25 protein-coding genes are annotated in these 25,227 nt (G+C 74.0%); 13 read left to right on the forward strand and 12 right to left on the reverse strand.

The features are described 5' to 3' along the window. Nucleotides 1–33 precede the first annotated feature (33 nt). Entirely contained in the window at nucleotides 34–1,461 is a 1,428-nt protein-coding gene (locus tag ACWGH1_RS02145; RefSeq protein ID WP_453352337.1) for a GNAT family N-acetyltransferase, read from the forward strand. Nucleotides 1,462–1,580: 119 nt separating this feature from the next. Next, a complete protein-coding gene (locus ACWGH1_RS02150) occupies nucleotides 1,581–3,287 on the forward strand; it encodes a DUF885 domain-containing protein (protein WP_453352336.1) in 1,707 nt (568 codons plus the stop codon). Nucleotides 3,288–3,356: 69 nt separating this feature from the next. Here the strand turns inward: ACWGH1_RS02150 and ACWGH1_RS02155 are convergent, their stop codons facing one another. Further along, nucleotides 3,357–3,878: a rhodanese-like domain-containing protein gene (locus ACWGH1_RS02155; protein ID WP_453357555.1), complete on the reverse strand. Its 522-nt coding sequence runs from the start codon at nucleotides 3,876–3,878 to the stop codon at nucleotides 3,357–3,359. 93 nt (nucleotides 3,879–3,971) lie between these two features. Here ACWGH1_RS02155 and ACWGH1_RS02160 point away from each other — a divergent pair, with 93 nt between their 5' ends. Beyond that, nucleotides 3,972–4,418: an Lrp/AsnC family transcriptional regulator gene (locus ACWGH1_RS02160; RefSeq protein ID WP_453357554.1), complete on the forward strand. Its 447-nt coding sequence runs from the start codon at nucleotides 3,972–3,974 to the stop codon at nucleotides 4,416–4,418. A gap of 31 nt (nucleotides 4,419–4,449) precedes the next feature. Here the strand turns inward: ACWGH1_RS02160 and ACWGH1_RS02165 are convergent, their stop codons facing one another. The 3 genes from ACWGH1_RS02165 to ACWGH1_RS02175 form a co-directional block, all read right to left on the reverse strand. Further along, on the reverse strand, nucleotides 4,450–7,461 hold the full coding sequence (locus tag ACWGH1_RS02165) for an AAA family ATPase (protein ID WP_453408345.1): 3,012 nt from the start codon (nucleotides 7,459–7,461) through the stop codon (nucleotides 4,450–4,452). Next, on the reverse strand, nucleotides 7,458–8,627 hold the full coding sequence (locus ACWGH1_RS02170) for an exonuclease SbcCD subunit D (RefSeq protein WP_453354118.1): 1,170 nt from the start codon (nucleotides 8,625–8,627) through the stop codon (nucleotides 7,458–7,460). Before ACWGH1_RS02170 ends, ACWGH1_RS02165 begins: the two co-directional genes overlap by 4 nt. 119 nt (nucleotides 8,628–8,746) lie before the next feature. After that, on the reverse strand, nucleotides 8,747–9,373 hold the full coding sequence (locus ACWGH1_RS02175) for a YigZ family protein (protein ID WP_453354119.1): 627 nt from the start codon (nucleotides 9,371–9,373) through the stop codon (nucleotides 8,747–8,749). Nucleotides 9,374–9,470: 97 nt separating this feature from the next. Here ACWGH1_RS02175 and ACWGH1_RS02180 point away from each other — a divergent pair, with 97 nt between their 5' ends. Next, on the forward strand, nucleotides 9,471–9,875 hold the full coding sequence (locus tag ACWGH1_RS02180; protein ID WP_453354120.1) for a CoA-binding protein: 405 nt from the start codon (nucleotides 9,471–9,473) through the stop codon (nucleotides 9,873–9,875). Nucleotides 9,876–9,884: 9 nt separating this feature from the next. Here ACWGH1_RS02180 and ACWGH1_RS02185 read toward each other — a convergent pair whose 3' ends face one another. Next, a complete protein-coding gene (locus ACWGH1_RS02185) occupies nucleotides 9,885–10,487 on the reverse strand; it encodes an XRE family transcriptional regulator (protein ID WP_453354121.1) in 603 nt (200 codons plus the stop codon). A gap of 119 nt (nucleotides 10,488–10,606) precedes the next feature. Here ACWGH1_RS02185 and ACWGH1_RS02190 point away from each other — a divergent pair, with 119 nt between their 5' ends. Then, nucleotides 10,607–11,473: an EamA family transporter gene (locus tag ACWGH1_RS02190; RefSeq protein WP_453354122.1), complete on the forward strand. Its 867-nt coding sequence runs from the start codon at nucleotides 10,607–10,609 to the stop codon at nucleotides 11,471–11,473. Nucleotides 11,474–11,494: 21 nt separating this feature from the next. Here ACWGH1_RS02190 and ACWGH1_RS02195 read toward each other — a convergent pair whose 3' ends face one another. After that, nucleotides 11,495–12,253: an acyltransferase gene (locus ACWGH1_RS02195; protein ID WP_453354123.1), complete on the reverse strand. Its 759-nt coding sequence runs from the start codon at nucleotides 12,251–12,253 to the stop codon at nucleotides 11,495–11,497. Nucleotides 12,254–12,385: 132 nt separating this feature from the next. Between ACWGH1_RS02195 and ACWGH1_RS02200 the strand changes: the two genes are divergently transcribed. Next, complete coding sequence (locus ACWGH1_RS02200) at nucleotides 12,386–12,931, forward strand: gamma carbonic anhydrase family protein (RefSeq protein ID WP_453354124.1); 546 nt, start codon at nucleotides 12,386–12,388, stop codon at nucleotides 12,929–12,931. 25 nt (nucleotides 12,932–12,956) lie between these two features. Here ACWGH1_RS02200 and ACWGH1_RS02205 read toward each other — a convergent pair whose 3' ends face one another. Together ACWGH1_RS02205 and ACWGH1_RS02210 are read right to left on the reverse strand one after the other, a co-directional pair. After that, nucleotides 12,957–13,622 carry a DedA family protein gene (locus ACWGH1_RS02205; protein ID WP_453354125.1) on the reverse strand — a complete coding sequence of 222 codons (666 nt, stop codon included), beginning with the start codon at nucleotides 13,620–13,622 and terminating at the stop codon, nucleotides 12,957–12,959. Between the two features lie 253 nt (nucleotides 13,623–13,875). Next, complete coding sequence (locus ACWGH1_RS02210) at nucleotides 13,876–14,328, reverse strand: DUF4442 domain-containing protein (protein WP_366080101.1); 453 nt, start codon at nucleotides 14,326–14,328, stop codon at nucleotides 13,876–13,878. Nucleotides 14,329–14,424: 96 nt separating this feature from the next. Here ACWGH1_RS02210 and ACWGH1_RS02215 point away from each other — a divergent pair, with 96 nt between their 5' ends. Further along, nucleotides 14,425–15,468: a hypothetical protein gene (locus tag ACWGH1_RS02215; protein ID WP_453408346.1), complete on the forward strand. Its 1,044-nt coding sequence runs from the start codon at nucleotides 14,425–14,427 to the stop codon at nucleotides 15,466–15,468. 71 nt (nucleotides 15,469–15,539) lie between these two features. After that, nucleotides 15,540–16,841, forward strand: a complete 1,302-nt coding sequence (locus ACWGH1_RS02220) for an MFS transporter (protein ID WP_453408347.1) — start codon at nucleotides 15,540–15,542, stop codon at nucleotides 16,839–16,841. Nucleotides 16,842–16,882: 41 nt separating this feature from the next. Here ACWGH1_RS02220 and ACWGH1_RS02225 read toward each other — a convergent pair whose 3' ends face one another. The 3 genes from ACWGH1_RS02225 to tuf form a co-directional block, all read right to left on the reverse strand. Continuing rightward, the gene (locus tag ACWGH1_RS02225) at nucleotides 16,883–17,674 is read right to left on the reverse strand and encodes a spermidine synthase (RefSeq protein ID WP_453357059.1); all 792 of its coding nucleotides are present in this window, start codon (nucleotides 17,672–17,674) and stop codon (nucleotides 16,883–16,885) included. 67 nt (nucleotides 17,675–17,741) lie between these two features. Further along, nucleotides 17,742–18,587 carry a patatin-like phospholipase family protein gene (locus ACWGH1_RS02230; RefSeq protein ID WP_453408348.1) on the reverse strand — a complete coding sequence of 282 codons (846 nt, stop codon included), beginning with the start codon at nucleotides 18,585–18,587 and terminating at the stop codon, nucleotides 17,742–17,744. 89 nt (nucleotides 18,588–18,676) lie between these two features. Next, entirely contained in the window at nucleotides 18,677–19,855 is a 1,179-nt protein-coding gene (gene tuf / locus ACWGH1_RS02235; RefSeq protein ID WP_453357440.1) for an elongation factor Tu, read from the reverse strand. 395 nt (nucleotides 19,856–20,250) lie between these two features. On the opposite strand from tuf, the gene ACWGH1_RS02240 reads away from it, so the two are divergent. The 5 genes from ACWGH1_RS02240 to lnt all read left to right on the forward strand — a co-directional run bounded on the left by ACWGH1_RS02240 (nucleotide 20,251) and on the right by lnt (nucleotide 24,337). Beyond that, nucleotides 20,251–20,979: a TVP38/TMEM64 family protein gene (locus ACWGH1_RS02240; RefSeq protein WP_453357678.1), complete on the forward strand. Its 729-nt coding sequence runs from the start codon at nucleotides 20,251–20,253 to the stop codon at nucleotides 20,977–20,979. A 48-nt stretch (nucleotides 20,980–21,027) separates the two neighbouring features. Beyond that, nucleotides 21,028–21,900, forward strand: a complete 873-nt coding sequence (locus ACWGH1_RS02245) for an undecaprenyl-diphosphate phosphatase (protein WP_453408349.1) — start codon at nucleotides 21,028–21,030, stop codon at nucleotides 21,898–21,900. A gap of 128 nt (nucleotides 21,901–22,028) precedes the next feature. Then, nucleotides 22,029–22,205 (forward strand): hypothetical protein, encoded by a 177-nt coding sequence (locus tag ACWGH1_RS02250; RefSeq protein ID WP_190186999.1) that lies wholly within the window; start codon nucleotides 22,029–22,031, stop codon nucleotides 22,203–22,205. A gap of 68 nt (nucleotides 22,206–22,273) precedes the next feature. After that, complete coding sequence (locus tag ACWGH1_RS02255; protein WP_453356478.1) at nucleotides 22,274–22,741, forward strand: nuclear transport factor 2 family protein; 468 nt, start codon at nucleotides 22,274–22,276, stop codon at nucleotides 22,739–22,741. Nucleotides 22,742–22,780: 39 nt separating this feature from the next. Then, nucleotides 22,781–24,337: an apolipoprotein N-acyltransferase gene (lnt, locus tag ACWGH1_RS02260; RefSeq protein WP_453356477.1), complete on the forward strand. Its 1,557-nt coding sequence runs from the start codon at nucleotides 22,781–22,783 to the stop codon at nucleotides 24,335–24,337. Here the strand turns inward: lnt and ACWGH1_RS02265 are convergent. Next, a complete protein-coding gene (locus ACWGH1_RS02265; RefSeq protein WP_453356476.1) occupies nucleotides 24,282–25,187 on the reverse strand; it encodes a Gfo/Idh/MocA family protein in 906 nt (301 codons plus the stop codon). The genes lnt and ACWGH1_RS02265 overlap by 56 nt on opposite strands. Between the last annotated feature and the right edge of the window lie 40 nt (nucleotides 25,188–25,227).

Here is a 25,227-nt window from a genome sequence, read left to right on the forward strand (position 1 = left end):
ATCACGCAACACCCCTCGGCCACAGTGGTCTGCATGACTGACCGTAACCCCGCCTCCGCCCAGCGTCCCCACCGCCACCACTGGCGCCGTGACGTCGTCGAACTCGCCGCCCTGTTCTGCGCCGTCGCGGTCGCCGACGGCATCGCCAATCTCGTCGCACACGGCCCACGGGGTCCCATGCTGCTGGTGGCCTCGGCCGTCGCACTGCTGGTCACGGCGGCGTTCCACACGTGGTGGGCGCGCCGCCACAGCCATGCGCCGCCGAGCACGGCGCTCCCGGATCCGGGCGGCCGGGCCGCCGCCCCCGCCGCCTCCACCCCGTCCGCGACCGCCGCCGCCCTGTGGCGGATGCGCACGACGGTGCGGGACGAGCCCGGCAGCCTGGCCGCACTCTGCTCGGCCCTCGCCCGCAACGGCGTGGACATCCTGACCCTCCAGACCCACCCGCTCCCCGAGGGCGGCACCGTCGACGAGTTCCTGCTCCGCGCCCCGCAGCAGCTGCCCTCCGCCGAGCTGACCCGGGCCATCGCCGGAGCGGGCGGCCGCAGCACCTGGATCGAGCGCGCCGACGCCCACGACCTGGTCGACACCCCGACCCGGGTCCTCGGTCTGGCCACCCGCACCGCCCTGGACGCCGCCGAACTCCCCCTGGCCCTGCGCCAGCTGCTCGGCCGCTGCACCATCCACTCGATCCCCGCGACCACCCTCTCCGGCCGCCCCAACACGGGCGCCGACGCCCCGGTCGAGGGGGTCCTGGAGGCGACGGTGATGCGGTTGCGCGACCCGTCGGGCGGCGCCATCACCGTGGAGCGCCCCTACCTGCCCTTCACGCCGACCGAGTTCGCCCGCGCCAGGGCCCTGGTCGAACTCGACGCCCGTCTGGGCCCGCGCGTTCCGCGCAGCCAGGACGTCCTGACGCTGCCCGAGGGCAACGAAATCACCGTGCGCCGCGCCGACGGCTCCGACCGCGCCGCCGCCCGCGCCATGCACGACCGGTGCTCCGAGCGGACGCTGGGCCTGCGTTACCACGGCCCGGTCGCCGACGCCGACCGCTACCTGGGCCACCTGCTGAGCCCCCGCTTCGGCCGCACCCTCGCCGCCACCACCGCCTCGGGCAAGCTCGTCGCCCTCGGGCACCTGCTGTGGGACGGCGACGAAACCGAGGTGGCACTGCTCATCGAGGACGACTGGCAGCGCCGGGGCATCGGCTCCGAGCTGCTGCGCCGGCTCATCGCCATGGCCGTCGAGGCCGGCTGCGACAGCGTGTACGCCGTCACCCAGGCCTCCAACACCGGCATGGTCGCCGCCATGCGCGGCCTCGGCCTCCCGCTGGACTACCAGATCGAGGAGGGCACCCTGGTGATCACGGCCCGGCTGGACGCCCCGCCGGTCGCCTCGCGGCTGCCGTACGAAGTCCCGCGCGACCGGACCGCGTACGAGAGCCGGCGCCGCCAGGGCTGACCGGTCCGCACCGAAGTGGAAGGGGGAGGGGAGGGAGCTTCGGCGACCTCCTCCCCCTGTAAGCAGGCCCAGAGCGAACGCTGATGACGCGGACGGGCCGCCCGTACGAAGATGGCCGCATGTCAGACACCCTCCACAGTGACAGCGTCGCCCAGCTCCCCCGCCAGGTCGCAGACGCCTACGTCGACGACCTGATCGCCATCGATCCGATCATCGGCACCTACCTCGGTGTCACCGCCAGCTCCGGTGAACTCCCCGACTTCTCCCCGGCCGGCCGCGCGGCCGCCGCCGATCTCGCCCGCGCCACCCTCGTACGGCTCGACGCCGCCGAGCGGCTCCCCGGCGCGGACAGCGACGCCGAACGGCGCTGCGGCCGGCTGCTGCGCGAGCGCCTGACGGCGGAGCTCGCCGTATACGAGGCCGACGAGGACCTGCGCACGGTCAGCAACATCCACTCCCCGGCGCACGCGATCCGCGAGGTCTTCACCCTGACCCCGGCCGAGACCGAGGAGGACTGGGCCGCGATCGCCCGGCGGCTGCGCGCCGTTCCCGCGGCCCTGGCCGGCTACCGCGAGAGCCTGCGGCTCGGCCTGGAGCGCGGCCTGTACGCCGGTCCCCGCGCCACCGCGACCTTCGTCGGCCAGCTCACCACGTGGGCGGGCCAGGACGCCGACGGCGACCGGGACTTCTTCGGCGACTTCGCCGCGGCCGGCCCCGGGACCCTGCGCGCGGAGCTGGACGGGGCCGCGGCCGGGGCCACCGCCTCCGTCGTGGAGCTGCGCGACTGGATGCGCGACGTGTACGCCCCGGCCGTGGAGGGACGGCCGGACACCGTGGGCCGCGAGCGGTACGCCCGCTGGTCGCGGTACTTCAACGGCACCGACCTCGACCTGGACGAGGCCTACGCGTACGGGTGGGCGGAGTACCACCGGCTGCTGGCCGAGATGAAGGCGGAGGCCGCCAAGATCCTGCCGGGCGCCGGTCCCTGGGAGGCGCTCAAGCACCTCGACGAGCACGGCACCCACATCGAGGGCGTCGACGAGGTGCGGGCCTGGCTCCAGGGCCTCATGGACGAGGCCATCGAGAACCTGGACGGTACCCACTTCGAACTCGCCGAGCGGGTCAAGCGGGTGGAGTCCATGATCGCCCCGTCGGGCGGCGCGGCGGCCCCGTACTACACCAACCCTTCCGAGGACTTCTCCCGTCCGGGGCGCACGTGGCTGCCGACCATGGGCCAGACCCGGTTCGCGGTGTACGACCTGGTCTCCACCTGGTACCACGAGGGCGTTCCGGGCCACCACCTCCAGCTCGCCCAGTGGACGCACGTGGCGGACCGGCTCTCGCGCTACCAGGCCAGCGTCGGCATGGTCAGCGCCAACGTCGAGGGCTGGGCCCTGTACGCGGAGCGCCTGATGGACGAACTCGGCTACCTGCGGGACGCCGAGCAGCGGCTGGGCTACCTGGACTGCCAGATGATGCGCGCGGCCCGGGTCATCGTGGACATCGGCATGCACCTGGAACTGGAGATCCCGGCGGACTCGCCGTTCCACCCGGGCGAGCACTGGACGGTGGGGCTGGCGCAGGAGTTCTTCGGCCTGCACAGCGGCCGGCCTGCGGACTTCATCGAGAGCGAGCTGACGCGCTACCTGTCGATGCCGGGGCAGGCGATCGGCTACAAGCTGGGCGAGCGCGCCTGGCTGCTGGGCCGGGACCGCGCGCGCGCCGCGCACGGCGACTCCTTCGACTTGAAGGCGTGGCACATGGCGGCGCTGTCCCAGGGCTCGCTGGGCCTGGACGACCTGGTGGACGAGCTGTCGAAGCTCTGACGGCGGCCGGCGGGCCGCTCGCCTCCCCCGAGGGGCGAGCGGCCCGCCGCGCCGGACCGGAGGGCGGTTTCAGCAACCGCAGTCGTCGGAGTCGGTGGGTGCGGTCAGCGGGTCGGCTCCGGCGCGCCGCTCGCGGCCCTGCCAGGTCTCGACCTCGAAGCCCTCGCGGATCCAGTACTCGATGCCGCCCAGCATCTCCTTGACCTGGAAGCCGAGTTCGGCGAGGGCCAGCGCGCAGCGGGTGGCTCCGTTGCAGCCGGGGCCCCAGCAGTACGTGACCACCGGCACGTTCTTGTCCAGCAGCCGCTCGGCCTGCTCCGGGACGAGCGCGGTGGGCAGGTGGACGGCTCCGGGTACGTGGGCCTGGTCCCAGGAGGGCGTGGAGCGGGAGTCGACGAGCTGGAAGCCGAGTTCGGCGCCCTGCTCGCGGTGGGCCTTGACGGCGGCGGCGACATCGGACACGTCCGCGTGGAAGGCGAGGCTCGCCGAGAAGTAGGCGGCGGCCGCGGCCGGGGCTGCCGGGGGCACCCGGAGCACGGGATTGGCGGTGGCGGGGGTCGCGGCGGCGGGCGGGGCCTGTGTCGTCGTCATGGCTCAGAATCTACGAGCTGCCGAACGGCCGGGGAAGTCGATTTTCCCGGCCTTCCGCTTGTCACACCGGGGAATCCCCGCTACACCTGCACCATGACCGACTATTCCCCGGACGCCACTGACTGGCGGATCCTGCAAGCCCTCCAGGAGGACGGCCGCGCCAGCTTCGCCGATCTGGCCCGCACCGTCTCCATGTCCGCCAGCGCAGTCACCGAACGCGTACGGCGCATGGAGGAAGCCGGCGTCATCACGGGCTACACCGCCGTGGTGGACCCGGAGAAGCTCGGCAAGACCGTTCTCGCGCTGACCCGGCTGCGCTATCCGCACGGCAACTACAAGCCGTTCCACGACCTGTTGGAGACGACGCCGGAGATCCTCGAGGCGCACCACGTGACGGGCGACGACTGCTTCGTCCTCAAGGTCGCGGCGCGCTCGATGTCGCACCTGGAGGAGGTGGCCGGGAGGATCTCCGGTCTCGGCCCGGTCACCACCAGCATCGTCTACTCGTCGCCGCTCCCCCGCAGGCCGCTGAGCCCCTGAGAGCCACTTCGCACCGTGATGCGCCTGCGGTTCAGCCCGCCGCGCCCGCCATCCGGTGGCGCACCACCGATCCCCCGCGCTGCTTGACGATCTCCAACTGGGCCTGGACCCGCGTCCGCAGGTCGGCGACGTGGCTCACGATGCCGACGCTGCGGTCCCGTTCGCGCAGCGAGTCCAGTACGTCGAGCACCTCGTCCAGGGCCTGGTCGTCGAGGCTGCCGAAACCCTCGTCGATGAAGAGCGTGTCGAGGCGCATGCCGCCCGCCTCGTCGGTCACCACGTCGGCCAGTCCCAGCGCCAGGGCCAGCGAGGCGAAGAAGGTCTCGCCGCCGGACAGGGTGGCGGTGTCCCGCTCGCTGCCCGTCCAGGCGTCCACGACGTGCAGCCCGAGGCCGGAGCGGCCCCGCCCGCTCGCCCGCGCGTCGGAGTGGACGAGGGTGTAGCGGCCGCCGGACATCCGCAGCAGCCGCACCGTCGCCGCGGCCGCGACCTGCTCCAGGCGCGCCGCCAGTACGTACGACTCCAGCCGCATCTTGCGCTCGTTGTCGGCGGAGGTGCCCGCCGTGAGCCCGGCCATCCGGGCCACCCGTTCGTACTCCTCGCGCAACGGGCCCAGGGCGCGCAGCTCCTGCTCCGCCAGCCGCGAGAGCCGGTCCAGTTCGGCGCAGCTCAGCCGGGCGGCGTCGACGGCCGAGCCGGCCGCCCTCAGTTTCGCCGCCGCAGCGGCCGCGTACTCCTCGGCACCCTGCGGATCGGCGGCCGGCAGCGCGGCGGCCGCCGCCGTGTCCTGCTCGGCGCGCCGGTCCGCCAGCATGGCTTCCTCGGCTTGCCAGGCGTCCAAGCGGTGCTGGAGCGCGGTGCGTTCGTACTCCGGCAGTACGGCGTCGGCGGCGGCCCCGGTGGTGTCGAACCCGGCCTTGAACGCGGCGTCGGCCAGCTGGTCGTCGGCCTCCTTGAGCCGCGCGGCGGTGGCGTCGGCGCGGCGCAGCGCGGCGGCGGCCGCGGTGACGATGCGGACCCGGTCCTCCAGGACCCGGGCGCGGGCCGCGACACTGGGCGCGTCGCCCCGTACGAGGGCCAGCTCGGCCTCCAGCGCGGCCTGTTCCCGCTCCAGGGCCTCCCGCCGCGAGGCCCTGGCGGCGGCCCGGCGTTCGGCGTCGAGCCGGTCGGCGCTGCGCGCGGCGTACTCGCGCTCGGCGCGGGCCAGCCGCTCGCGGGCGGTGTGCAGCCCGGCCGCGTCCGCGTGGGCGGCGGCGTGCCGGGCGCTCAGGTCGGAGGTGAGTTCGAGGAGTTCGGCGGTGGTGGCGTCCCCGGCGGCGGCTGCGGCTTCGGCCTCGGCCTCCCGGACGGCGGCCAGCTTCCGCTCGGCGGCGCCCCTGCGCTCCTCGGCCTGCTCGAAGCGGGCGTGGGCGGCGTCTTCGGCGGCCCGGTCGACGTGCCCGGCGGCCGGACGCGCGGGCAGCGGGTGCTCCGCCGAGCCGCACACCGCGCAGGGCCGGCCGGCCACCAGGGCTCCGGCGAGTTCGGCGGCGATCCCGCGCAGCCGGGTCTCCTTCAGCTCCAGCCAGCTCTCCCGGGCGGCGGCGGACTCTTCGCGCAGCCGCAGCAGCGCGGCGTCGGCTACCTCGGCGTCGGCGGCGAGGGCGTCGCGCCGCCGGGCGGCGTTCAGGTGCAGCCGGGCCGGCTCCAGCCGGGCCGCGAGCTGCTCGGCGAGGGTGGCGGCCTGCTGGGCCGCGTCCACCCGGCCGGCCAGCTCGGCGCGGGTGCCCTCCCAGCGGGCGAGCCACTCGGCGGACTCCTGACGCTGCTCTTCGTCGTCCCGGGACTCCCGCTCCAGAGTGGCCCGCTCGCGGCCGATCCCGGCGCTGCGCTGCTCGGCCCGCTGGGCCGCTCCGACAGCGCCGAGTTCCTCCCGCAGCCGCTGCTCGAAGGCGGCGAGCTGCTCGGCTCCGGCTTCGGCGAGGGACGGCGGGAGTTCGGCCAGGGCGAGCGTCTGCGCGTGGGCGGCGGTCAGGTGCGCGGCGGCCGCGGCCCCGCGCAGTTCCAGGGCGGGGGCCACGAGCGCGCCGCGGCGGGCCCGGTCGAGCAGGGCGCGCACCCGCTCCCGTTCGGGGGCGGCGGCTTCCAGCAGCGCGGCCCGGCGGGCGGTCTCGGCGTGCCGGCGCTGCAACCGGTCGAGTTCCCGCGCCTCCTCGGCGGCCCGCCGGGCGGCCGCGTACCGGCTCTCCACGGCGGCCAGCGCGTACTCCGCGACGATGAGCCGCTCGCGGGCGGCGCAGCGGGCGATCGCCGCCCAGGCGCGGACGGCCTCGGCCAGTCCGGGGTCGCCCGGCTGGTGCCGGGGCAGCGGCCAGGCCCGCAGGTCGGCGCTGTCCCCGGCGGCCTGGGCGAGGCGCTGGGCGACGCCGAGCACCTTCTCGTCGCCCGCGCGCACCTTGGCCTCGGCCGTCCGGCGCCGCTCGGCGAGCAGGGTTTCGACCGCGGCGAATCGGCGGGTGTCGAAGAGCCGCCCCAGGAGCCGGCCGCGAGCCTCGGCGCCGGCCCGCAGGAACTGGGCGAACTCGCCCTGCGGCAACAGCACCACCTGGCAGAACTGTTCGCGGCTCATGCCGAGCAGCTGCTCGATCTCCTCGCCGATCTCCTGGTGGGAGCGGCTGAGTCCCTGCCAGGTGCCGTCGAGGCGTTCGCGCAGCCGGCTCTGGGCGCGGTCCTTCGTGGTGCCGCTGCCGCGTTTCTTGGGCCGGTCCTGCTCGGGCCTCCGGGTGATCTCCAGGCGGCGGCCGCCCGCGGTGAGTTCGAGGGTGACCTCGGTCGCGGTGTCGGGGCCGGCGTGGTCACTGCGCAGGCTGGTGAGGTGGGGGAGTCGGGAGCCGGGCACCGCCCCGTAGAGCGCGAAGCAGACGGCGTCGAGGACGGAGGTCTTGCCCGCGCCGGTGGGTCCGTGGAGCAGGAAGATCCCGGCGCCGGAGAGGGCGTCGAAGTCGATCTCCTGGGGCTCGGCGAACGGCCCGAAGGCGGTGACCTTGAGCCGGTGCAGCCTCATTGCAGGGTCTCCTGACGCGCGGCCTCGGTGCGGACGTCGTCGAAGGCGCCCCGCAGCACGGCCCGTTCGGCGTCGTCGGCCCGGCCGCCCCCGCGGACGTGCGCGACGAAGTCCTCGGCGATCTCCTGGTCGGTGCGGCCCCGCAGGCGCTGGGCGTAGGAGGCCGCGCCGTCCTCCTGCCGGCCCTCGGGGTCGAAGGCGAGGCTGAGGACGTGCGGGAAGCGGGCGGCGAGGCGGCTCATGGGGTCCTCGGGCCGGACGGGGTCGGTGAGGGTGGCTTCGATCCAGCGGTCCTCATGGGCGTCGAGGGCCGGATCGTCCAGCAGCTCCTCCAGTCGGCCGCGGAGCCGGCCGAGGGCGCGCGGGACGGGCGTGTCGATCCGCTCGGCGGTGACGAGTTCCCCGGCTTCACCGAGCTCGATCAGCCACATCGTCTTGCGGTGGCCGGCCTCGGAGAAGGAGTAGGCGAGCGGGGAACCCGAGTAGCGGACCCGTTCGTTGATCTGCTGGCAGCCGTGGAGGTGGCCGAGGGCGGCGTAGTCGACCCCGTCGAAGACGCCTGCGGGCACGGCTTCGACCCCGCCGACGGTGATGTCGCGCTCGCTGTCGCTGGCCTGCCCGCCGGTGACGAAGGCATGGGCGAGGACGATGGAGCGGGTCCCGGGGGCCCGGCCCGCGAGGTCGGCGCGCACCCGGTCCATGGCGGCGCCGAGCACCGCCTCGTGGCTGACCTTCGGCGCCCCCAGGACCTCCTTCACCAGGGCCGGCTCCAGATAGGGCAGCCCGTACACCGCCACATCACCGTGTACGTCGGCCAGCACCACGGGGTCCGAGCAGCCGGCCGGATCGGTCCTGAGGAATATCCCGGACCCCTCGATCAACCCGGCCCCAACCCCCAGCCGGCGGGCGGAGTCGTGGTTCCCGGAGATCATCACCGTGGGCACGCCGAGCGCGGCGAGCCGGTGCAGGGCCCGGTCGTACAGCTCGACGGCGGGCAGCGGGGGCACGGCCCGGTCGTAGACGTCCCCGGCAACGAGGACGGCGTCGACCCGGTGCTCCTCGACGGTCGCGACGAGGTGGTCGATGAAGGCGGCCTGGGCTCCGAGCATGTTGACGCGGTGGAAGGACCGTCCGAGGTGCCAGTCGGAGGTGTGCAGAAACTTCACTCGCCGGCCTCGCCGCGCATGCCCGTCCCCCTGGTCGTCCTCCGGCCCACTGCCCCCACTACGCTAACCCGTCGCCGGGGCCGCCACGGCCGCTCCGGCGAGCCCGGGGTGCCGCGGGCTCAGGGTGCGTACGTCTCCCCGCCCAGGGTGAGGGTGGCGCTGCCCGCGGTGCTGTCGGCCAGCCAGGCTCCGAACGCGGGGAGGTCGGCTTCCGGGAGCGCGATCTCGATCTCCACGGCGGAGCCGTAGCGCAGGTCGACGACGGTCCGGCCGGTGGCGCGCAGGTCGTTCTGGGTCTTGCCGGCCCGCTGGTGGTCGACGGTGACGGTGGCCAGCCGGTAGCGGCGCCGGGTGACGGTGCCGAGCGCGTCGAGCGCTTCGCCGACGACCCCGCCGTAGGCCCGGATCAGCCCGCCGGCTCCGAGCTTGACGCCGCCGTAGTACCGGGTGACGACGGCGACCGCGTACCGGACGTCGCGCCGGGTGAGCATCTGCAGCATCGGCACCCCGGCGGTGCCGCCGGGCTCGCCGTCGTCGCTGGCCTTCTGCACCGAGGCGTCGGCGCCGATCACGTAGGCGAAGCAGTTGTGCGTGGCGGCGGCGTGCTCCTTGCGGACGCGCGCGATGAACTCCTGCGCCTCCTGCTCCGTCGCGGCGGGCGCGAGCGAGCACAGGAACCGCGAGCGGTTGATCTCGCACTCGTGCACGCCCGCCCGGGCCACCGTCACGTACTGGTCTGCCTTCACCGCTCCACCCTACGGGGAATCGGACAGGTGTCCTTTCGGTTGATCCCCGGTGCGGGGCGGCAGGAGCCGGTCCGGCGGGCGGCAGGAGGCGGTGCGTGTGAACGGCGAGCAGGAGACCATCCGCAGGATCCTCACCGAAGTCGGTGACACCTGGGCCGTGGTGGGCCTTTCGAACAACGAGCGCCGGGCGGCCTACGGGGTGGCGCGCGTGCTGCAGCGGTTCGGGAAGCGGGTGGTACCCGTACACCCCAAGGCGGAGACGGTCCACGGGGAGCCCGGGTACGCGTCCCTGGCGGACATCCCGTTCGAGGTGGACGTGGTCGACGTCTTCGTCAACAGCTCCCTCGCCGGCGCCGTCGCCGACGAGGCGGTGACGATCGGCGCCCGTGCCGTCTGGTTCCAGCTCGGGGTGATCGACGAGGCCGCCTGCGAGCGGACCCGGGAGGCGGGTCTGCTGATGGTCATGGACCGTTGCCCCGCGATCGAGATCCCCGTCCTGTAGCGACGCCCGTCAGTGCTGCGTGGGCGGCGGCGGCTCGTGGCCGCTGACCGGCGGGATGGAGACCGCCATGGTCATCTCCATCGGTTCCGGGCCGTCGTTGCGGTACTCGTGCGGGACGTTCGCCTCGAAGGAGACCGCCCCGCCCTGCGGCACCTCGTACGGTTCGCCGTCGACGGTCAGGGTGAGCCGTCCGGCCGTGACGTGCAGCATCTCCAGGGTGCCGGCCGGGTGGGGGTCCGACGCCGTGCCCTCGCCCGGCTCCAGCCGGTACGCCCACACCTCCAGCGGGCCGCGCCGGTCGTCGCCGAGCAGCATGGTGGCGCCGCTGCCCCCGGCCGTGGACCACATCCGGACCCCCTGACCGGGCGGCACCAGGTGCACCCGCGGGCCGCGGTCGCGGTCCAGCAGGGTGGTGATGCTGACGCCGAGGGCGTCGGCCAGTTTGACCGTGGTGCCGACGCTGGGGTTGGTCCGGGCCTGCTCGATCTGGATGATCATGCCGCGGCTCACGCCGGCCCGCGCCGCCAGCGCTTCGAGGGTGAACCCGCGCTCACCGCGCCAGCGCCTGAGATTGCGCCCGAGCGCTTGCGTGAGCTGTTCCAGGTCCGACACCGTTCCCCCACTCTCAGCGTCCAATATTTTGAATGACACGGTCCAACAGACTGAACTACGGTGTGATGTACTCGACGCTGCACTCCACCGTTCAAGACACTGTACTGCGAGGTCTCCCCATGACCGTCCTCTTCGCCCTGGCGACAGCCCTGCTGTGGGGACTCGCCGATTTCGGCGGCGGGCTGCTGACGCGCCGCATACCGGCGCTGACGGTGGTGGTGGTCTCCCAGGTCGTCGCCGTCGTCGTACTCGGCTCGGTGGTCCTGGCCACCGGCGCCTGGCGGGAGGCCGGACCGCAGCTGTGGTTCGCGGTCGCCGCCGGGCTCGTCGGACCGGTTGCGATGCTCAGCTTCTACAAGGCGCTGGCCCTCGGCCCGATGGGCGTGGTCTCCCCGCTCGGCTCGCTCGGCGTGATCGTCCCCGTCGGAGCCGGGCTGGCGCTGGGCGAGCGGCCCGGCCCCGGCCAGTTCGCCGGGACCGCGGTGGCCGTCATCGGCATCGTCCTCGCCGGCGGCCCGGAACTGCGCGGAGCGCCGGTGCAGCGCCGGGCCGTCCTGCTCACCCTGCTCGCAGCCTTCGGCTTCGGGGCGGTGATGGCCCTGATCGCGGAGGCCTCGCACACCGTCACGGGGCTCTTCCTGGCCCTTTTCGTGCAGCGCGTGACCAACGTGGCCGCGGGCGGTACGGCCCTGTGGGTGCAGCTGCGGCGGGGTACGTCCGCCCTGCCGCAGGGCAGCGGGCCGCGGCTCCTGTGGCAGCTCCTGCCGGCGCTGGCCTTCGTGGGCCTCGCGGACGTCGCGGCCAACGGCACGTACTCGGTGGCCGCCCAGAGCGGCCCCGTCACGGTGGCCGCCGTGCTCTCCTCGCTCTACCCCGTTGTCACCGCGCTCGCCGCCTTCGCCGTCCTCAAGGAGCGCCTGCGTACGGTGCAGGCCGCCGGAGCGGGCCTCGCCCTCGCGGGCACCGTCCTGCTCGCGGCCGGTTAGACGTGCCGCTCGGCCCCGGGCTCAGCCCACCCCGGGGCTGAGCTGCCCGGCTTCCGCCTCCGCCAGGGCCGCCAGCCCGCGCAGCTGTTCCGGCGTGATGCCCTCGGCGATCGGGACCGGCGCGGGGGTGCGCAACGGCGGCTGCCAGCCCGTCTCCGGCTCCCACCTGCGCACGATGCGCGCCGGGGCCCCCGCCACCACCGCGTGGTCCGGCACCTCGCCCCGTACGACGGCGCCGGCCGCGACGACGACGTTGCGGCCCAGCCGCGCCCCGGGCAGGATCACCGCCCCGGTGCCCAGCCAGCAGCCGGGGCCGATCTCCACCGGGGCGCTGCGGGGCCACTGCCTGCCGACGGGCTCGTGCGGGTCGTCGTAGCTGTGGTTGGTGGAGGTGATGTACACGCCCGGTCCGCAGAAGGTGTCGTCCCCGATGCTGATCCGGGTGTCGGCTATGACGTGGCTGCCGCGGCCGAGGACCACCCCGTTGCCGAGCACGAGGACCGGGTCCGGGCCCAGGTCGAGATCGGGCATCATCCCGGCCGTCAGGGTGACCTGCTCGGCGATGATGCAGTGTTCGCCGAGCCGGATCCACTGCTCGCCGAAGACCGTGCCCTGCGGGAAGGCGAGCCGGGTGCCGTGGCCGATGGCGCCGAAGCGCAGTCGTCCGGGCGTCTCGGCGGTCACGGCGCCGGCCCGTTGCATCCAGCGCCACCCGCCCTGGACGGCGCGGTTGGCCATGCGTCGGCGCAGGGATGAGAACGTGTTCTGGTTCTTCGGCACCGGGCCACCGTAGCGTGCCGCGCGCCGCCACCGCGCCGTGATCTTCACCCCATCCGCGGCGGTCGCACGCCGGTGTCCTACCGTGCTGTGAGCGCGGCACCGGTGGAGAACAGAGAACCGAGGGAAGAGAACATGACACAGCAGGCGGACCGGGCACTCGTGGCCGGCGTGGGCGGGAAGCAGCCGGTCATCGACCCGTCGGCCTTCACCGCCCCGACTTCCGTGGTGGTCGGAGACGTCACGCTCGGCGCCGGCTCCAGCATCTGGTACTCGGCGGTGCTGCGCGCCGACTGCGGGCCGATCACCCTGGGCGCGGACAGCAACGTGCAGGACAACTGCACCCTCCACGTGGACCCCGGGTTCCCGGTCACCATCGGGGAGCGCGTCTCCATCGGCCACAACGCCGTCGTGCACGGCTGCACCGTCGAGGACGACTGCCTGATCGGGATGGGCGCGACGGTGCTGAACGGCGCGGTGATCGGCGCCGGTTCGCTGGTGGCGGCGCAGGCGCTGATCCCGCAGGGCATGGTGGTCCCGCCGGGCTCGCTGGTCGCGGGGGTTCCCGCCAAGGTGCGGCGGGAGCTGACGGAGGAGGAGCGCGAGGGCATCCGGGTCAACGCCCTGATGTACACCGGGCTGGCCGAGCAGCACCGCGCGGCGGTGGGCCCGCAGGGCTAGGGGGTATCCGGCTCCGGTGCCGGTCTCAGTCGGAGACCGACGCCGGCGCCGGGGCCGCGGGTTCGTCCTCGTCCAGGTGCGCCGCGGCGGCGGCCTTGCGCATGCGCAAGCGCAGTACGAGGGTCACCGCGAGCCCGATCAGCAGGGCCGCGACCAGCGCCAGCCACGAGAACCGCTTCAGCCACGGCTCGGCGACGATGCCGACGGTGTAGATGACGGCGGTCGTGCCGCCCGCCCAGAGGATCCCGCCGAGCACGTTGGCGATCAGGAACTTCCAGTACGGCATGCGCAGCACGCCCGCCAGGGGTCCGGCGAAGATCCTCAGCAGGGCCACGAACCGTCCGAAGAAGACGGCCCACATGCCCCACTTCTCGAAGGAGCGTTCCGCCAGCGCCACGTGGCGCGGTCCGAAGTGCTTGGGGAAGCGCCGGCCCAGCCGCTCCAGCAGCGGTTTGCCGCCCCGGCGCCCGATCGCGTACCCGATGGAGTCGCCGACGATGGCGCCCGCGATGGCGCACAGCCCCAGCACCACCGGGTCGATGTGCCCCTGCTGCGAGGCGAGCAGGGCCGCGCTGACCAGGATGATCTCACCGGGCAGCGGGATGCCCAGGCTCTCCAGCCCGATGACCAGCCCCACCAGGAGATAGACGCTGACCGCCGGGATCGTCTCCAGCCATTCCTGGATGTGCACCGGTACGTCCTCCAGAGTCGTCCCCGGCGCGCCCCCTGTGACACGCCGAACAGGCAGCCTATCGGCTCCCTCGTGGCGGCAGGTGTCACGGACGGTTGACTCCACGCGCAGCCCGCCGCGCGGGGGCGGCAGCACGCGGGCAGTGGGATGGAGGGCGGGGCGACCCCGATCCCGGCCGGGCCCACCGCCGGCGCCGCCCGCGGGCGCGCCGACCGGGGGCCGCGGGTTCAGCCCGGCGGCGCCGACGACGCGACTACGCGTTGGGCCGCAGCGTCCAGACGACCGTCATTTCACCGGTCACGGCCTCGTCCTCGCGCTGGATGGCGATGGTGACGGGGAACTCGGGGCGGCCGCCCGCGTCGAGTTCCGCGACCACCTCGGCGGCCGGGCGGCCGAGGGTGGCGGTGGCGGTCACGACGCCCTTGGCGAGCTTCTTGTAGCCGATCTCGGCCTTGACGGCGAGCGGCACGGCGCGCGAGAGCTGGTCCCCGAACGCGGCGAGGACGATGGCGCCGCTCGCGGACTCGGCGAGGGTGAACATCGCGCCCGCGTGCGGACCGCCGACGTGGTTGTGGAAGTCGGGCTGGTCGGGCAGCCGGACGACGGCGCGCTCGGGGGTCGTCTCCAGGAACTGGAGGTTCAGGGTGCGGGCCATCGGCACGGTCGCGGCGAGCAGTTCGCCCACGTTCATCTGTTCTGCGCTCATGGCAGGCGATGTTACCCACGAGTAAGACCGGTTGACCAGACCGGACGAGGGGGCGGCCGTGGCTGCCGCCGGTCCCTCCCACTATCGTTACCGGCCATGTGGCCAGGACAGCAGCAGCCGCCCGGGGGACAGCCCGACCCCCGGGACGCGCAACAGAACCCGTACCAGCAGCAGGCGGGACAGCCGAACCCGTACCAGCAGCAGCCGCAACCGGGATTCGGTGAGCCGCAGCCCGGTTACGGATACCCGCAGGCGGGATACCAGACGCCCCCGCCGGTTCAGCCGTGGGGTCCGCCCCCGCAGGCGCAGCAGCAGCCGGGGCGCGCCAGGAGCCCGTACTCCACCAAGACGGTGGCCATCGTCGCCGCCGCCGCGGTGATCGTGACCGCGGCCGTCACCGGGACGTTCGTCCTCACCCGGGACAAGAAGACCACCAACCAGGCCGACGACAAGCCGGTCGCCGCCTCCTCCTCGCCTCCCGCCACCGGTTCGGCCGCGCCGCCCGCCCCGACCGGGAACCCGCGCGCCGGCGGGGAGGTCAAGCCGGTGATCCCGGGCTGGAAGGTCGTCATCAACCCGTTGCACGGCACCGCATTCGACGTGCCGGCGGACTGGACCGTCGCCAGCTCGGGCCTGAGCAGCGGCTTCGAGGACTCGAAGAAGGGCGACGGCTCCGCGCTCGTCATGATGACGGCACCGGCCTTCTACAAGCAGGACTGGTGCAAGATCGACTCCAACAAGGACGGCAAGGAGGAGACCACCGAGCTGGCCGGGACCGGCGCCAAGGGCGCCCAGGGCGCCAAGGACACCGCCGAGGCCGCGCGCATCGCGGCCGAAAACTGGGTGTACGCCGCCTACGCCCAGGATTCGCCGAACCCGAAGGAGACGGTCAAGTCCGCGGACTCGAAGGACTTCACGACCCTCTCCGGCCTCAAGGGCAGCTTCTCCACCGCGACCGCCACCGGCCTGCCGAAGAAGAACAAGTGCTCCTCCGACGGCAAGAGCATCGCCTTCGCGTACAAGCTCGCCAACGGGGACTTCGCCGTCTGGGTGCTGTACGCGGTCGCGGGCGTCCCCGGTGAGGTCTCCAAGGAGACGTACGAGAAGATCATGAGCTCGGTCCGCCTGACCGGCAGCTGATCTGCGGTGCACCGCTCCCCGGGCCGACAATCCGTTTGGCTTCTCGGCCCGGGCCGGGCGATAGTCCCGGGGTGAGTCCTCCCCCCGCCGCCCCGTCCCGCGCTCCCTTCCGCCGCCGGCCCGCATGGGCCGGCCGCAACTACACCCTGCTGACGGGCGCCGCCGTCGTCACCAACCTCGGCAGCCACGGGGCGCTCATCGCCGCCGCGTTCGCCGTCCTCGACTCCGGCGGGACCGCGGGAGACGTCGGCCTGGTGGCGGCGGCCCGCACCCTGCCGCTCGTCCTCTTCCTGCTGATCGGCGGCGCGGTGGCCGACCGGCTGCCGCGGCACCGGGTGATGGTCGCGGCCAACGCCCTCAACTGCCTTTCGCAGGCCGCCTTCGCCGCCCTCGTCCTGGCCGGTGACCCGCGGCTGTGGCAGATGATGCTGCTCACGGCGCTCTGCGGCACGGGTACCGCGTTCTTCAACCCGGCCGCCGAGGGAATGCTGCTGTCGAGCGTCTCGGGCGAACACGCCAACCGCGCCTTCGCCCTGTTCCGGATGGCGATGAACGGCGCGGGCATCGGCGGCGCGGCGCTGGGCGGGGCCCTGATCGCCGCGATCGGCCCGGGCTGGGTCCTGGCGGTGGACGCCGCGGCCTTCGCCGTCGCGGGTGCGCTACGGGCGTTCCTGCGGGTCGGCCAGATCGCCGGGCGGGCCCCCGGCGGGGGTCTGCTGGCCGACCTGCGCGAGGGCTGGGACGAGTTCCGGAGCCGCTCCTGGCTGTGGGGGATCGTGCTGCAGTTCTCCGTGGTCGTCGCCGTCGTGGGCGCGGCGGAGGCGGTGTACGGACCCCTGGTCGCCCGGGACCGGCTGGGCGGGCCCGCCCCCTGGGGCGCGGCCCTGGCCTTCTTCGGCCTGGGCACGATCGGCGGGGCGCTGCTGATGGCCGTCTGGAAGCCGCGCCGGCTGCTGCTGGCCGGCACGCTGTGCGTGTTCCCGCTGGCCCTGCCGTCGGCGGCGCTGGCCGTGCCGCTGCCGGCCTGGGGACTGTGCGCGGTGATGCTGGTCACCGGCGTGTCCATCGAGGTGTTCGGCGTGAACTGGATGACGGCCCTGCACCAGGAGATACCGGAGGAGAAGTTCTCCCGGGTCTCGGCCTACGACTGGTTCGGCTCCGTGTCGATGCTCCCGCTGGCCACGGCCCTGGCCGGGCCGGTCGAGACGGCCTTCGGGCGCACGCAGGCCCTGTGGGGCTGCGCGGCCCTCGTGGTCCTGGCCACCGCCCCGGTCCTCGCCGCGCCGGACGTCCGCCGCCTCACCCGGCGCCCGGCCCCGGCTCGGACCCCTGAACCAGCGCCGGAACCGGAACCCGAGCCCGCCGCCGTATGAGGCCGGGCCCGGCCCGGACACCCCCTGGCTGGTGCACAGCACTAGCCCACGCCGAACGCCCCCGCCGGGGGCTCCGGCGACGCCGCGGCCCGGGCGTCCGGCACCGGGACCGCGCCCCGTACGAGCCGGGCGAGGGCCGCGCCCGCCTCCACCCGGGCCGGGAACGCGTCGGCCGCGCAGCGCCGGGCCAGGGCGGCCACCGGGACCTCCCGGTCCGAGGCGACGAGCACCGCGTTGCCGAACCTGCGCCCGCGCAGCACCCCCGGCTCGGCGATCAGCGCCAGCTCCGTGAAGACGGCCCCGAAGTTCGCCAACTGCCCCCGCAGGAAGGCGAAGGGCGCGCCGTCGGCCAGGTTCGCCACGTACAGCCCGCCTGGCCTCAGCACCCGCGCCGCCTCCCGCGCGTACTCCAGCGAGGTCAGCTGCGCCGGGACCCGGGAGCCCCCGAAGACGTCGGCGACCACCACATCGGCGCTCGCGCCCGGCGCGCCCTCCAGCCAGGCCCGCGCATCGGCGGCGTGCACCGTGATCCCGGAGCCCTCCCCCCACGGCAGGTGCTCGGCCACCAGTTCCACCAGGCCCGCGTCGAACTCCACCACCTGCTGCCGGGAGCCGGGCCGGGTGGCGGCGGCGTACCGGGGAAGGGTCAGCGCGCCCCCGCCCAGGTGGATCAGGTCCAGCGGCTCCCCCGGCTCCGCCGCGCAGTCCATTACGTGGGCGAGGCGGCGTGCGTACTCGAACTCGAGGTGTTCCGGCTCGTCGAGGTCGACGTACGACTGCGGCGCCCCGTCGACGGTGAGCAGCCAGGCCCGCTCCCGGTCCACGTCCGGCATCAGCTTGGCGGCGCCCTGGCCCACGTCCCGGATCACCGGGATCTGCTCGTCGTTCACCCCACCATTGTCAGGCCGCCCAGACGCGCGCCGCCTCCGCCGCGTGCGCCGCCGCCTGGGCCAGCCCGGCCCGGGCGGCGGGGTCCCGCCGCGCGGGGTCCAGGACGTTGCGCCCGAAGGTCTTGCGGGCCTCGGCGGAGGGGGTGATCAGCAGCACCTTCGCCCCCGCCTTCCGCAGCCGCTCGGCCTGCGCCGCGGGCGAGGGGATCAGCTTCGATCCGAGCGCCATCGGCGCGACGATCACCACCCGCTCGTAGTCGGCGGCCAGGTCGGCGTTGGTCGCCGAGCGGACGCCGCCGTCGATGTACCGCCGGCCGTCCACGGTCACCGGCGGCCACACCCCGGGCACCGCGCAGCTCGCCGAGACCGCGTCCAGCAGCCCGGCCCCGCTCTCCCGGTCGAAGGCCGTCAGGGCACCGGTCAGCGCGTCGACGGCGGTCACGACCAGCCGCCGCTCGGGCCATTCGGACGAGACGAGCCGGGCCTTGAGCACCTCGCGCCGTACCGCCTCGGGCCCGGTGTCGGCGGCGAGCGCGAAGGCGCCGACCCGCCGCCGGTAGGCCGCGGCGTCCCGGGAGCGCAGCATCGTGACGGCGTACCGCGCGAAGATGGCGGCTCCCAGTCTCGCCGCGACCTCACCGGCCGCGTCGCCGAGCTGGCGCTCGTAGAGCTCCCTCGGCGTGAGCAGCCCGGAGGTGAGCTGGGCGCCGACGACCGAACCGGCCGAGGTGCCGACGACGAGGTCGGCGGTGGTCAGGTCGGTGCCCGCCGCGGCCAGCCCGCACAGGATCCCGGTCTCCCAGCCGATCCCGGTGAGTCCGCCGCCGCCGAGCACCAGTGCCGTCTTGCCGCCCATCGCCGCCCGCCCCTCGTCGCATCGCACCCTTGTGGTGACGGCAGTCTGACGCAGACCCACCACCGCCACCACACCGGGTGCGGATCCGGCTAACCGACCGAGGCGACGGTCCCCGCGCCGACCGTGCGGCCGCCCTCGCGGATCGCGAACCCGAGGCCGGCCTCCAGGGGGACGTCACGGCCCAGTTCGACGGTCATGGTGACCGTCTCCCCCGGCCGGGCCACCGCCACCGCGCCCAGGTCCACGTCCCCGACGACGTCGGCGGTACGGATGTAGAACTGGGGCCGGTACCCGGAGGCCACCGGCGTCGTCCGGCCGCCCTCCCGGGCGGCGAGCACGTACACCTGGGCGGTGAAGCGGCGGCTGGGCACGACGCTGCCCGGCGCCGCGACCACGTGCCCGCGGCGCACCCCGTCGCGCGGCACGCCGCGCAGCAGCAGCGCGACGTTGTCCCCGGCCTCGGCGCACTCCATCGGCTTGCCGAAGGTCTCCAGGCCGGTGACCACCGTCTCGACCGGCTCGCCGTCGCCGCCGAGCACGCTCACCCGGTCGCCCGTGCGTACGCTGCCGCGCTCGACGGCGCCGGTGACGACCGTCCCGCGTCCGGTGATGGTCAGTACGTTCTCCACCGGCAGCAGGAACGGCGCGTCCGTGTACCGCACGGGCATCGGCACGTACGTGTCCACCGCGTCCAGCAGCGCCTCGACGGCGGCGGTCCAGCGCGGGTCGCCGTCCAGCGCCCCGAGCCCGGAGACCCGTACGACGGGCGCACCGTCGCCGCCGTAGCCGTGCGCGTTGAGCAGGTCGCGGACCTCCAGCTCGACCAGGTCGGTCAGCTCGGGGTCCCCGGCGTCGGCCTTGTTGAGGGCCACCACGATGTGGTTGACGCCGACTTGGCGGGCGAGCAGGACGTGCTCGGCGGTCTGCGGCATGACCCCGTCGAGCGCGGAGACGACGAGGATCGCGCCGTCGAGCTGGGCCGCGCCGGTCACCATGTTCTTGATGTAGTCGGCGTGGCCGGGCATGTCGACGTGGGCGTAGTGGCGGGTGTCGGTCTCGTACTCGACGTGCGTGAGGTTGATGGTGATCCCGCGCCGGGCCTCCTCGGGGGCCCGGTCGATGCGGTCGAAGGGGACGAAGGAGGCTCCGCCGCGCTCGGCGAGCACCTTGGTGATGGCGGCGGTCAGGGTCGTCTTGCCGTGGTCGACGTGTCCCATGGTGCCGATGTTGAGGTGCGGCTTGGTGCGCACGAAGGCCGTCTTGGCCATGATGTCTTCCCGTGTGTCGCGAGCTGGATACGGGACCCCTGGAGCGGACCGACCCTCCCCCTGTGGGGTCCGCCGGACGTTCCGGGAAGGGTCAGCTTCGTGCGCCGTCGAATGCGGCGAAGGGGAGTGCCTCTGCGGGGACGGCAGCCTTCGGCGCGTCCGCGACTGCGGACGGCGCTGCGGGGAAGGCGTACCGGGACATGCACTTGATCCTGCCTCGGGGCCCGGGATGCGTCGAACGGTTTTTCACCGGCCCGGGCGGCGCGGGCCGGACGTGGGCTTCGTCACTGCGGCTGCGGTGCGCGGGTGGCCGGCCTCGCGGGCGTCGGCCGCCGTCCGTCCGCGCGGGACGTGGACGGCGGCGCCGCGCCGGACCCGTCGGCTAGTCTCCCGGAATGCCCCTTCTCCGCTCGCCGTGGACCCGGCTGTCGCTGCTCGTCCTGCTGCTCGCGGCGGGCGGCGCGGGCGTGCTGCTGTACGAGCCCCAGCGGCTGCTGTCGCAGGGCCTGCCGCCGGGTCTCCCGGTGGCTGCGACGACGCTGCTGTTCGCGACGGTGTACGGCCTCTGCACCACGGCGTTCGTTCCGAGACCGTTGCTGAACCTGGCGGCAGGGGCGGTGTTCGGGTCCGCGCTCGGGCTGGTCGCGGCGGTCGCCGGTACGGTTCTGGGCGCCGGAATCTCCTTCGGCCTGGGCCGGGCGCTGGGCCGCGACGCGCTGCGGCCCCTGGTGCGCGGCCGCTGGCTGCGTGCGGCGGACGGGCAGCTCGGCCGGCACGGCTTCCGCTCGATGCTCGCGATCCGCCTCTTCCCGGGGGTCCCGTTCGCGGCAGCCAACTACTGCGCGGCGGTGTCCCGCTGCGGCTGGCTGCCGTTCCTGGGCGCGACGGCGCTGGGCACCGTCCCCAACACCGCCGCGTACGTGATCGCCGGCGCGAGCGCGTCCTCCCCGGATTCCCCCGCGTTCCTCGTCTCCTTCGGCTTCATCGCGGTGTCGGGGGTGGCGGCGGCTGCGGTCGCCTGGCGCAAGCGGCACCGGCTCGCGCCCCCGTCGGCGCCGGTGGCGGCGTACGCCCTGGCGCCCCAGCACCCCCCTGCGGTCAGCGGCGTTCCCCACGGGCCCTAGCATCGGACGCGACCTTCCCGACGATCACAAGGACGAGCGCACCCCGACATGAGCTGGTTCGAATCCCTAATCCTCGGTCTCGTGCAGGGGCTTACGGAGTTCCTCCCGATCTCCTCCAGCGCCCACCTCCGGCTGACCGCGGCATTCGCCGGCTGGCAGGACCCGGGCGCGGCCTTCACCGCGATCACGCAGATCGGCACCGAGGCCGCCGTGCTGATCTACTTCCGCAAGGACATCGCGCGGATCGTGTCCGCCTGGTTCCGTTCGCTCTTCGACAAGTCCTTGCGCGGGGACCAGGACGCCAAGATGGGGTGGCTGGTGATCGTCGGCTCGATCCCGATCGGCGTGCTGGGCGTCACGCTCAAGGACGCGATCGAGGGCCCGTTCCGTGATCTGCGGCTGACCGCCGCGACGCTCATCGTGATGGGCATCGTGCTCGGCATCGCCGACCGGCTGACGGCGCGCGACGAGGAGGGCGGCCGGCACCGCGCCGTTCGCGAGCGCAAGACGCTCAACGAGCTCGGCGTCAAGGACGGTCTGATCTTCGGTATCTGCCAGGCGATGGCGCTGGTGCCCGGTGTCTCCCGGTCCGGCGCGACGATCTCCGGTGGTCTGCTGATGGGCTTCACGCGCGAGGCCGCGGCGCGTTACTCCTTCCTCCTCGCCATCCCGGCGGTACTGGCCTCGGGCGGCATGGAGTTGACGAAGCTGGGTGAGGGCCAGGTGTCCTGGGGGCCGACCGTCTTCGCCACGGTCATCGCCTTCTTCGTCGGCTACGTGGTCATCGCCTGGTTCATGAAGTTCATCTCCAGCAAGAGCTTCATGCCCTTCGTGGTCTACCGCATCCTGCTGGGCATCGCCCTGATCGTGCTGATCAGCATGGGCGTGCTGAGCCCGCACGCGGGCGAATCGGCCGGGTAAATCACCGTTTCGCGTGAATCGGAGGCCGTCCGGGAACGTTCCCGGACGGCCTCCGCGTCGTTGTGGCTGTAAAGACTTGTGCCTGTAAAGAGCTGAAAGACCTGTAAGCAAGCAGCAGGGGGTGTCCCATGCGTCGAGTGGTGCTGGAGCGTTTTCCGGCCGGAAGTCCGAGGGGAAGCTGGCCGGCCGAGGAGTACGCGGCCCAGCGGATGCGCGAGGGCGTGCCGGCCGAGGTGGTGATGGACCTGGACAGCGACGCGTTCCTGGTCGTCGTCCGCCAGCGGGAGGCGCATTCCGGTCGTTGACGGACCGGCGGGGATCAAGTCCGCGCACGCCCCTTGGTCTCCCGGCCCGGCGGCCGCACACTGACCCGATGACGCAGCGTGTGGACCTTGCGACGGTGATGGACCGGCTGGCGATCGACGAGGTGGTGTCGGGATACGCGGTGGCCGTGGACGACGGCGACTGGACCGCCTACCGGGCCCTCTTCACCCCGGCCGGGCGGGCGGACTACCGGTCCGCCGGCGGGGTGGAGGGCCCGGCCGGGGAGGTCGCGCAGTGGCTGGAGCGGACCATGACGCTGTTCCCCGTCCGCCAGCACCTGATCGTCAACCGGCTGGTCCGGCTGGAGGTCACCGACGGCGCGCCCGGTGACACGGCGGAGGTGCGGGCCGACTTCCTCAACCCCATGCGGCTGGCCGACGCCGGGTCGGACCCGGCCGTCACCGCCCCCAACTTCGTCGCGGCGGGCCGCTATGCCTTCGCCCTGGCCCGGACCCGCGATGGCTGGCGGCTCTCCGGGGTAACCGTGCACGAGAAGTGGCGGCACCCGGCGGGCTGACCCGGCCCCGCTGCCCGACACTGGAAGCGGAGGCGCCTCATGGTCCCGGAGTACAACGGGTGGTGGCGTGCGGCCGCCGCGGTCGCCGTGGGGGCGCTGCCCGCGCTCGCCTTCCCCGCTCCGGCGCTCTGGTGGTTCGCCTACGTCGCCCTCGTGCCCTGGATGCTGCTGCTGAGGTCCGCCCCCACCGGGCGGCGCGCCGCTCTGGAGGGCTGGCTCGGCGGGACGGGGTTGGTCTTCGCCGTCCACCACTGGCTGCTGCCGAGCCTGCACGTGTTCCTGCTCCTGCTGGCGACCCTGCTCGGTGCGCTCTGGGTCCCCTGGGCGCTGCTCGTGCGGGAGCTGCTCGGCGGGGTCACCACGCCCGGGCGGGCGGGTGCCGCGCTGGTGCTCGTACCGGCGGGGTGGGTGCTGCCGGAGCTGGTCCGGTCCTGGCAGGGGCTGGGCGGGCCGTGGGGGCTGCTGGGGGCCAGCCAGTGGCAGGTGCCGCCGGCGCTGCTGCTGGCGTCGGTGGGCGGCGTGTGGCTGGTGAGCCTGCTGGTGGTGGCGGTGAACTCTGCGCTGGCCCTGCTGGTCGCCGTACCCGGGGCGCGGGTGCCTGCGATGGCCGGGATGACGGGGTGTGCGGTGCTCGTGGGGGCGGCATGGCTGTGGGTGCCGCGGCCGCAGGTGTCGGGCGGGCTGCGGGTGGCCGTCGTGCAGCCGGGGCCGGTGGCGGACGGCCCGGACAGTACGGAGCGGCGGTTCGCGGCCGGGGAGCGGCTGACCCGGGCGCTGGCCGAGCGTCCGCCGGAGCAGCGCCCGGACCTGGTGGTCTGGGGCGAGAGCAGCGTCGGCGAGGATCTCGCGGCCCGGCCGGACCTGGCCCGGCGGCTCGCGGCGCTCTCGGCGCGGGTGGGCGCTCCGCTGCTGGTCAACGTGGACGCGCGGCGCAGTGACCGGCCCGGGATATACAAGAGTTCCGTGCTCGTAGGCCCCGGCGGGCCGACCGGGGACCGGTACGACAAGATGCGTCTGGTGCCGTTCGGGGAGTACGTACCGGCGCGGGCCCTGTTCGGCTGGGCAACCTCGGTCGGCAAGGCGGCGGGCGAGGACCGGATGCGCGGCGACGCCCCGGCCCTGATGGAGCTGCCGGGGCGGACCGGGGTGCGGCTGGGTCCGCTGATCTGCTTCGAGTCCGCCTTCCCCGACATGAGCCGGCGCCTCACCCGCGACGGGGCGGCGCTGCTCGTGACCCAGTCGTCGACCTCCAGCTTCCAGCACAGCTGGGCCCCGGCCCAGCACGCTTCGCTTGCCGCGCTGCGGGCCGCCGAGGCCGGCCGCCCGGTGGTGCACGCCACCCTGACCGGGATCAGCGAGGTGCACGGTCCCTCCGGGGAGCGGATCGGGCCGGCGCTGCCCACCTCGGCGAGCGCGGCCGCCGTTTACGAGGTTCCGCTCGCCCGGGGCACGACGCTCTACGTGCGCTTCGGGGACTGGCCGGTGGGCGCGGCCCTCGCCGCGCTGGCCGCGTACTGCGCCGCGCAGGCGGCGCGTTCGCTCAGGAGGCCTGCTCCAGAGCCGAGCGCACCACCCGCTCGCACAGTTCATGGGTGAGCAGGGCGTCGCGGGCGCTGAGGGTCCGGCCCGCCCCGACGGCCTCCAGGAAGGCGTCCACGACCTGTTCGATGCCGCGCTGGCGGGCGACCGGCACCCAGTCGCCGCGGCGGCGCACGGTCGGCTGGCCGCGGTGGTCGATGACCTCCGCGAGGTTGACGACCTGCCGCTTGGTGTCCTGCCCGGACACCTCCAGGATCTCCTCGGTGGAGCCGGAGAGGCGGTTCATGACGCCGAGGGCGGTGAATCCGTCGCCGGACATCTGGAGGACCACCTGGTGCATCAGCCCCTCGCGCACCACGGCCCGCACGTCGATGTGGTCGGCTTCGCCGGGCAGGAGGAAGCGCAGGGTGTCGACGACGTGGATGAAGTCGTCCAGGACCAGGGTGCGCGGGTCCTCGGGCAGGCCGACCCGGTTCTTCTGCATGATGATCAGCTCGCGCGGGTGGTCGGCGCACTGCGCGTAGCCCGGTGCGTGGCGCCGGTTGAAGCCGACGGCGAGGGAGACCCGCCGCGCCTCGGCCAGTTCGACGAGCGCCCGTGACTCCGCCAGTTCGTAGGACAGGGGCTTGTCCACGTAGGTCGGTACGCCCGCCTCCAGCAGCCGGGTCACGATCTCGGGGTGGGCGGCGGTGGGCGCGTGGACGAAGGCCGCGTCGAGGCCCTGGGCGATGAGCGCGTCGAGGCCGGTGTGCCGGCGTTCGGCCGGGACGTGGTGGACGTCGCCGATCAGCCGCAGGGTTTCGGGGGTCCGGGTCTGCAGGTGCAGCTCGGCTCCGGGGCGGGTGCTGAGGACGGGCAGGTACGCCTTCCGGGCGATGTCGCCGAGTCCGATGACGCCGACCTTCACCGGGTACCTCCTGGTTGCTTCCTTGTGGGACGCTCGCAGC

The organism is Streptomyces sp. NPDC054883 (assembly GCF_053610645.1).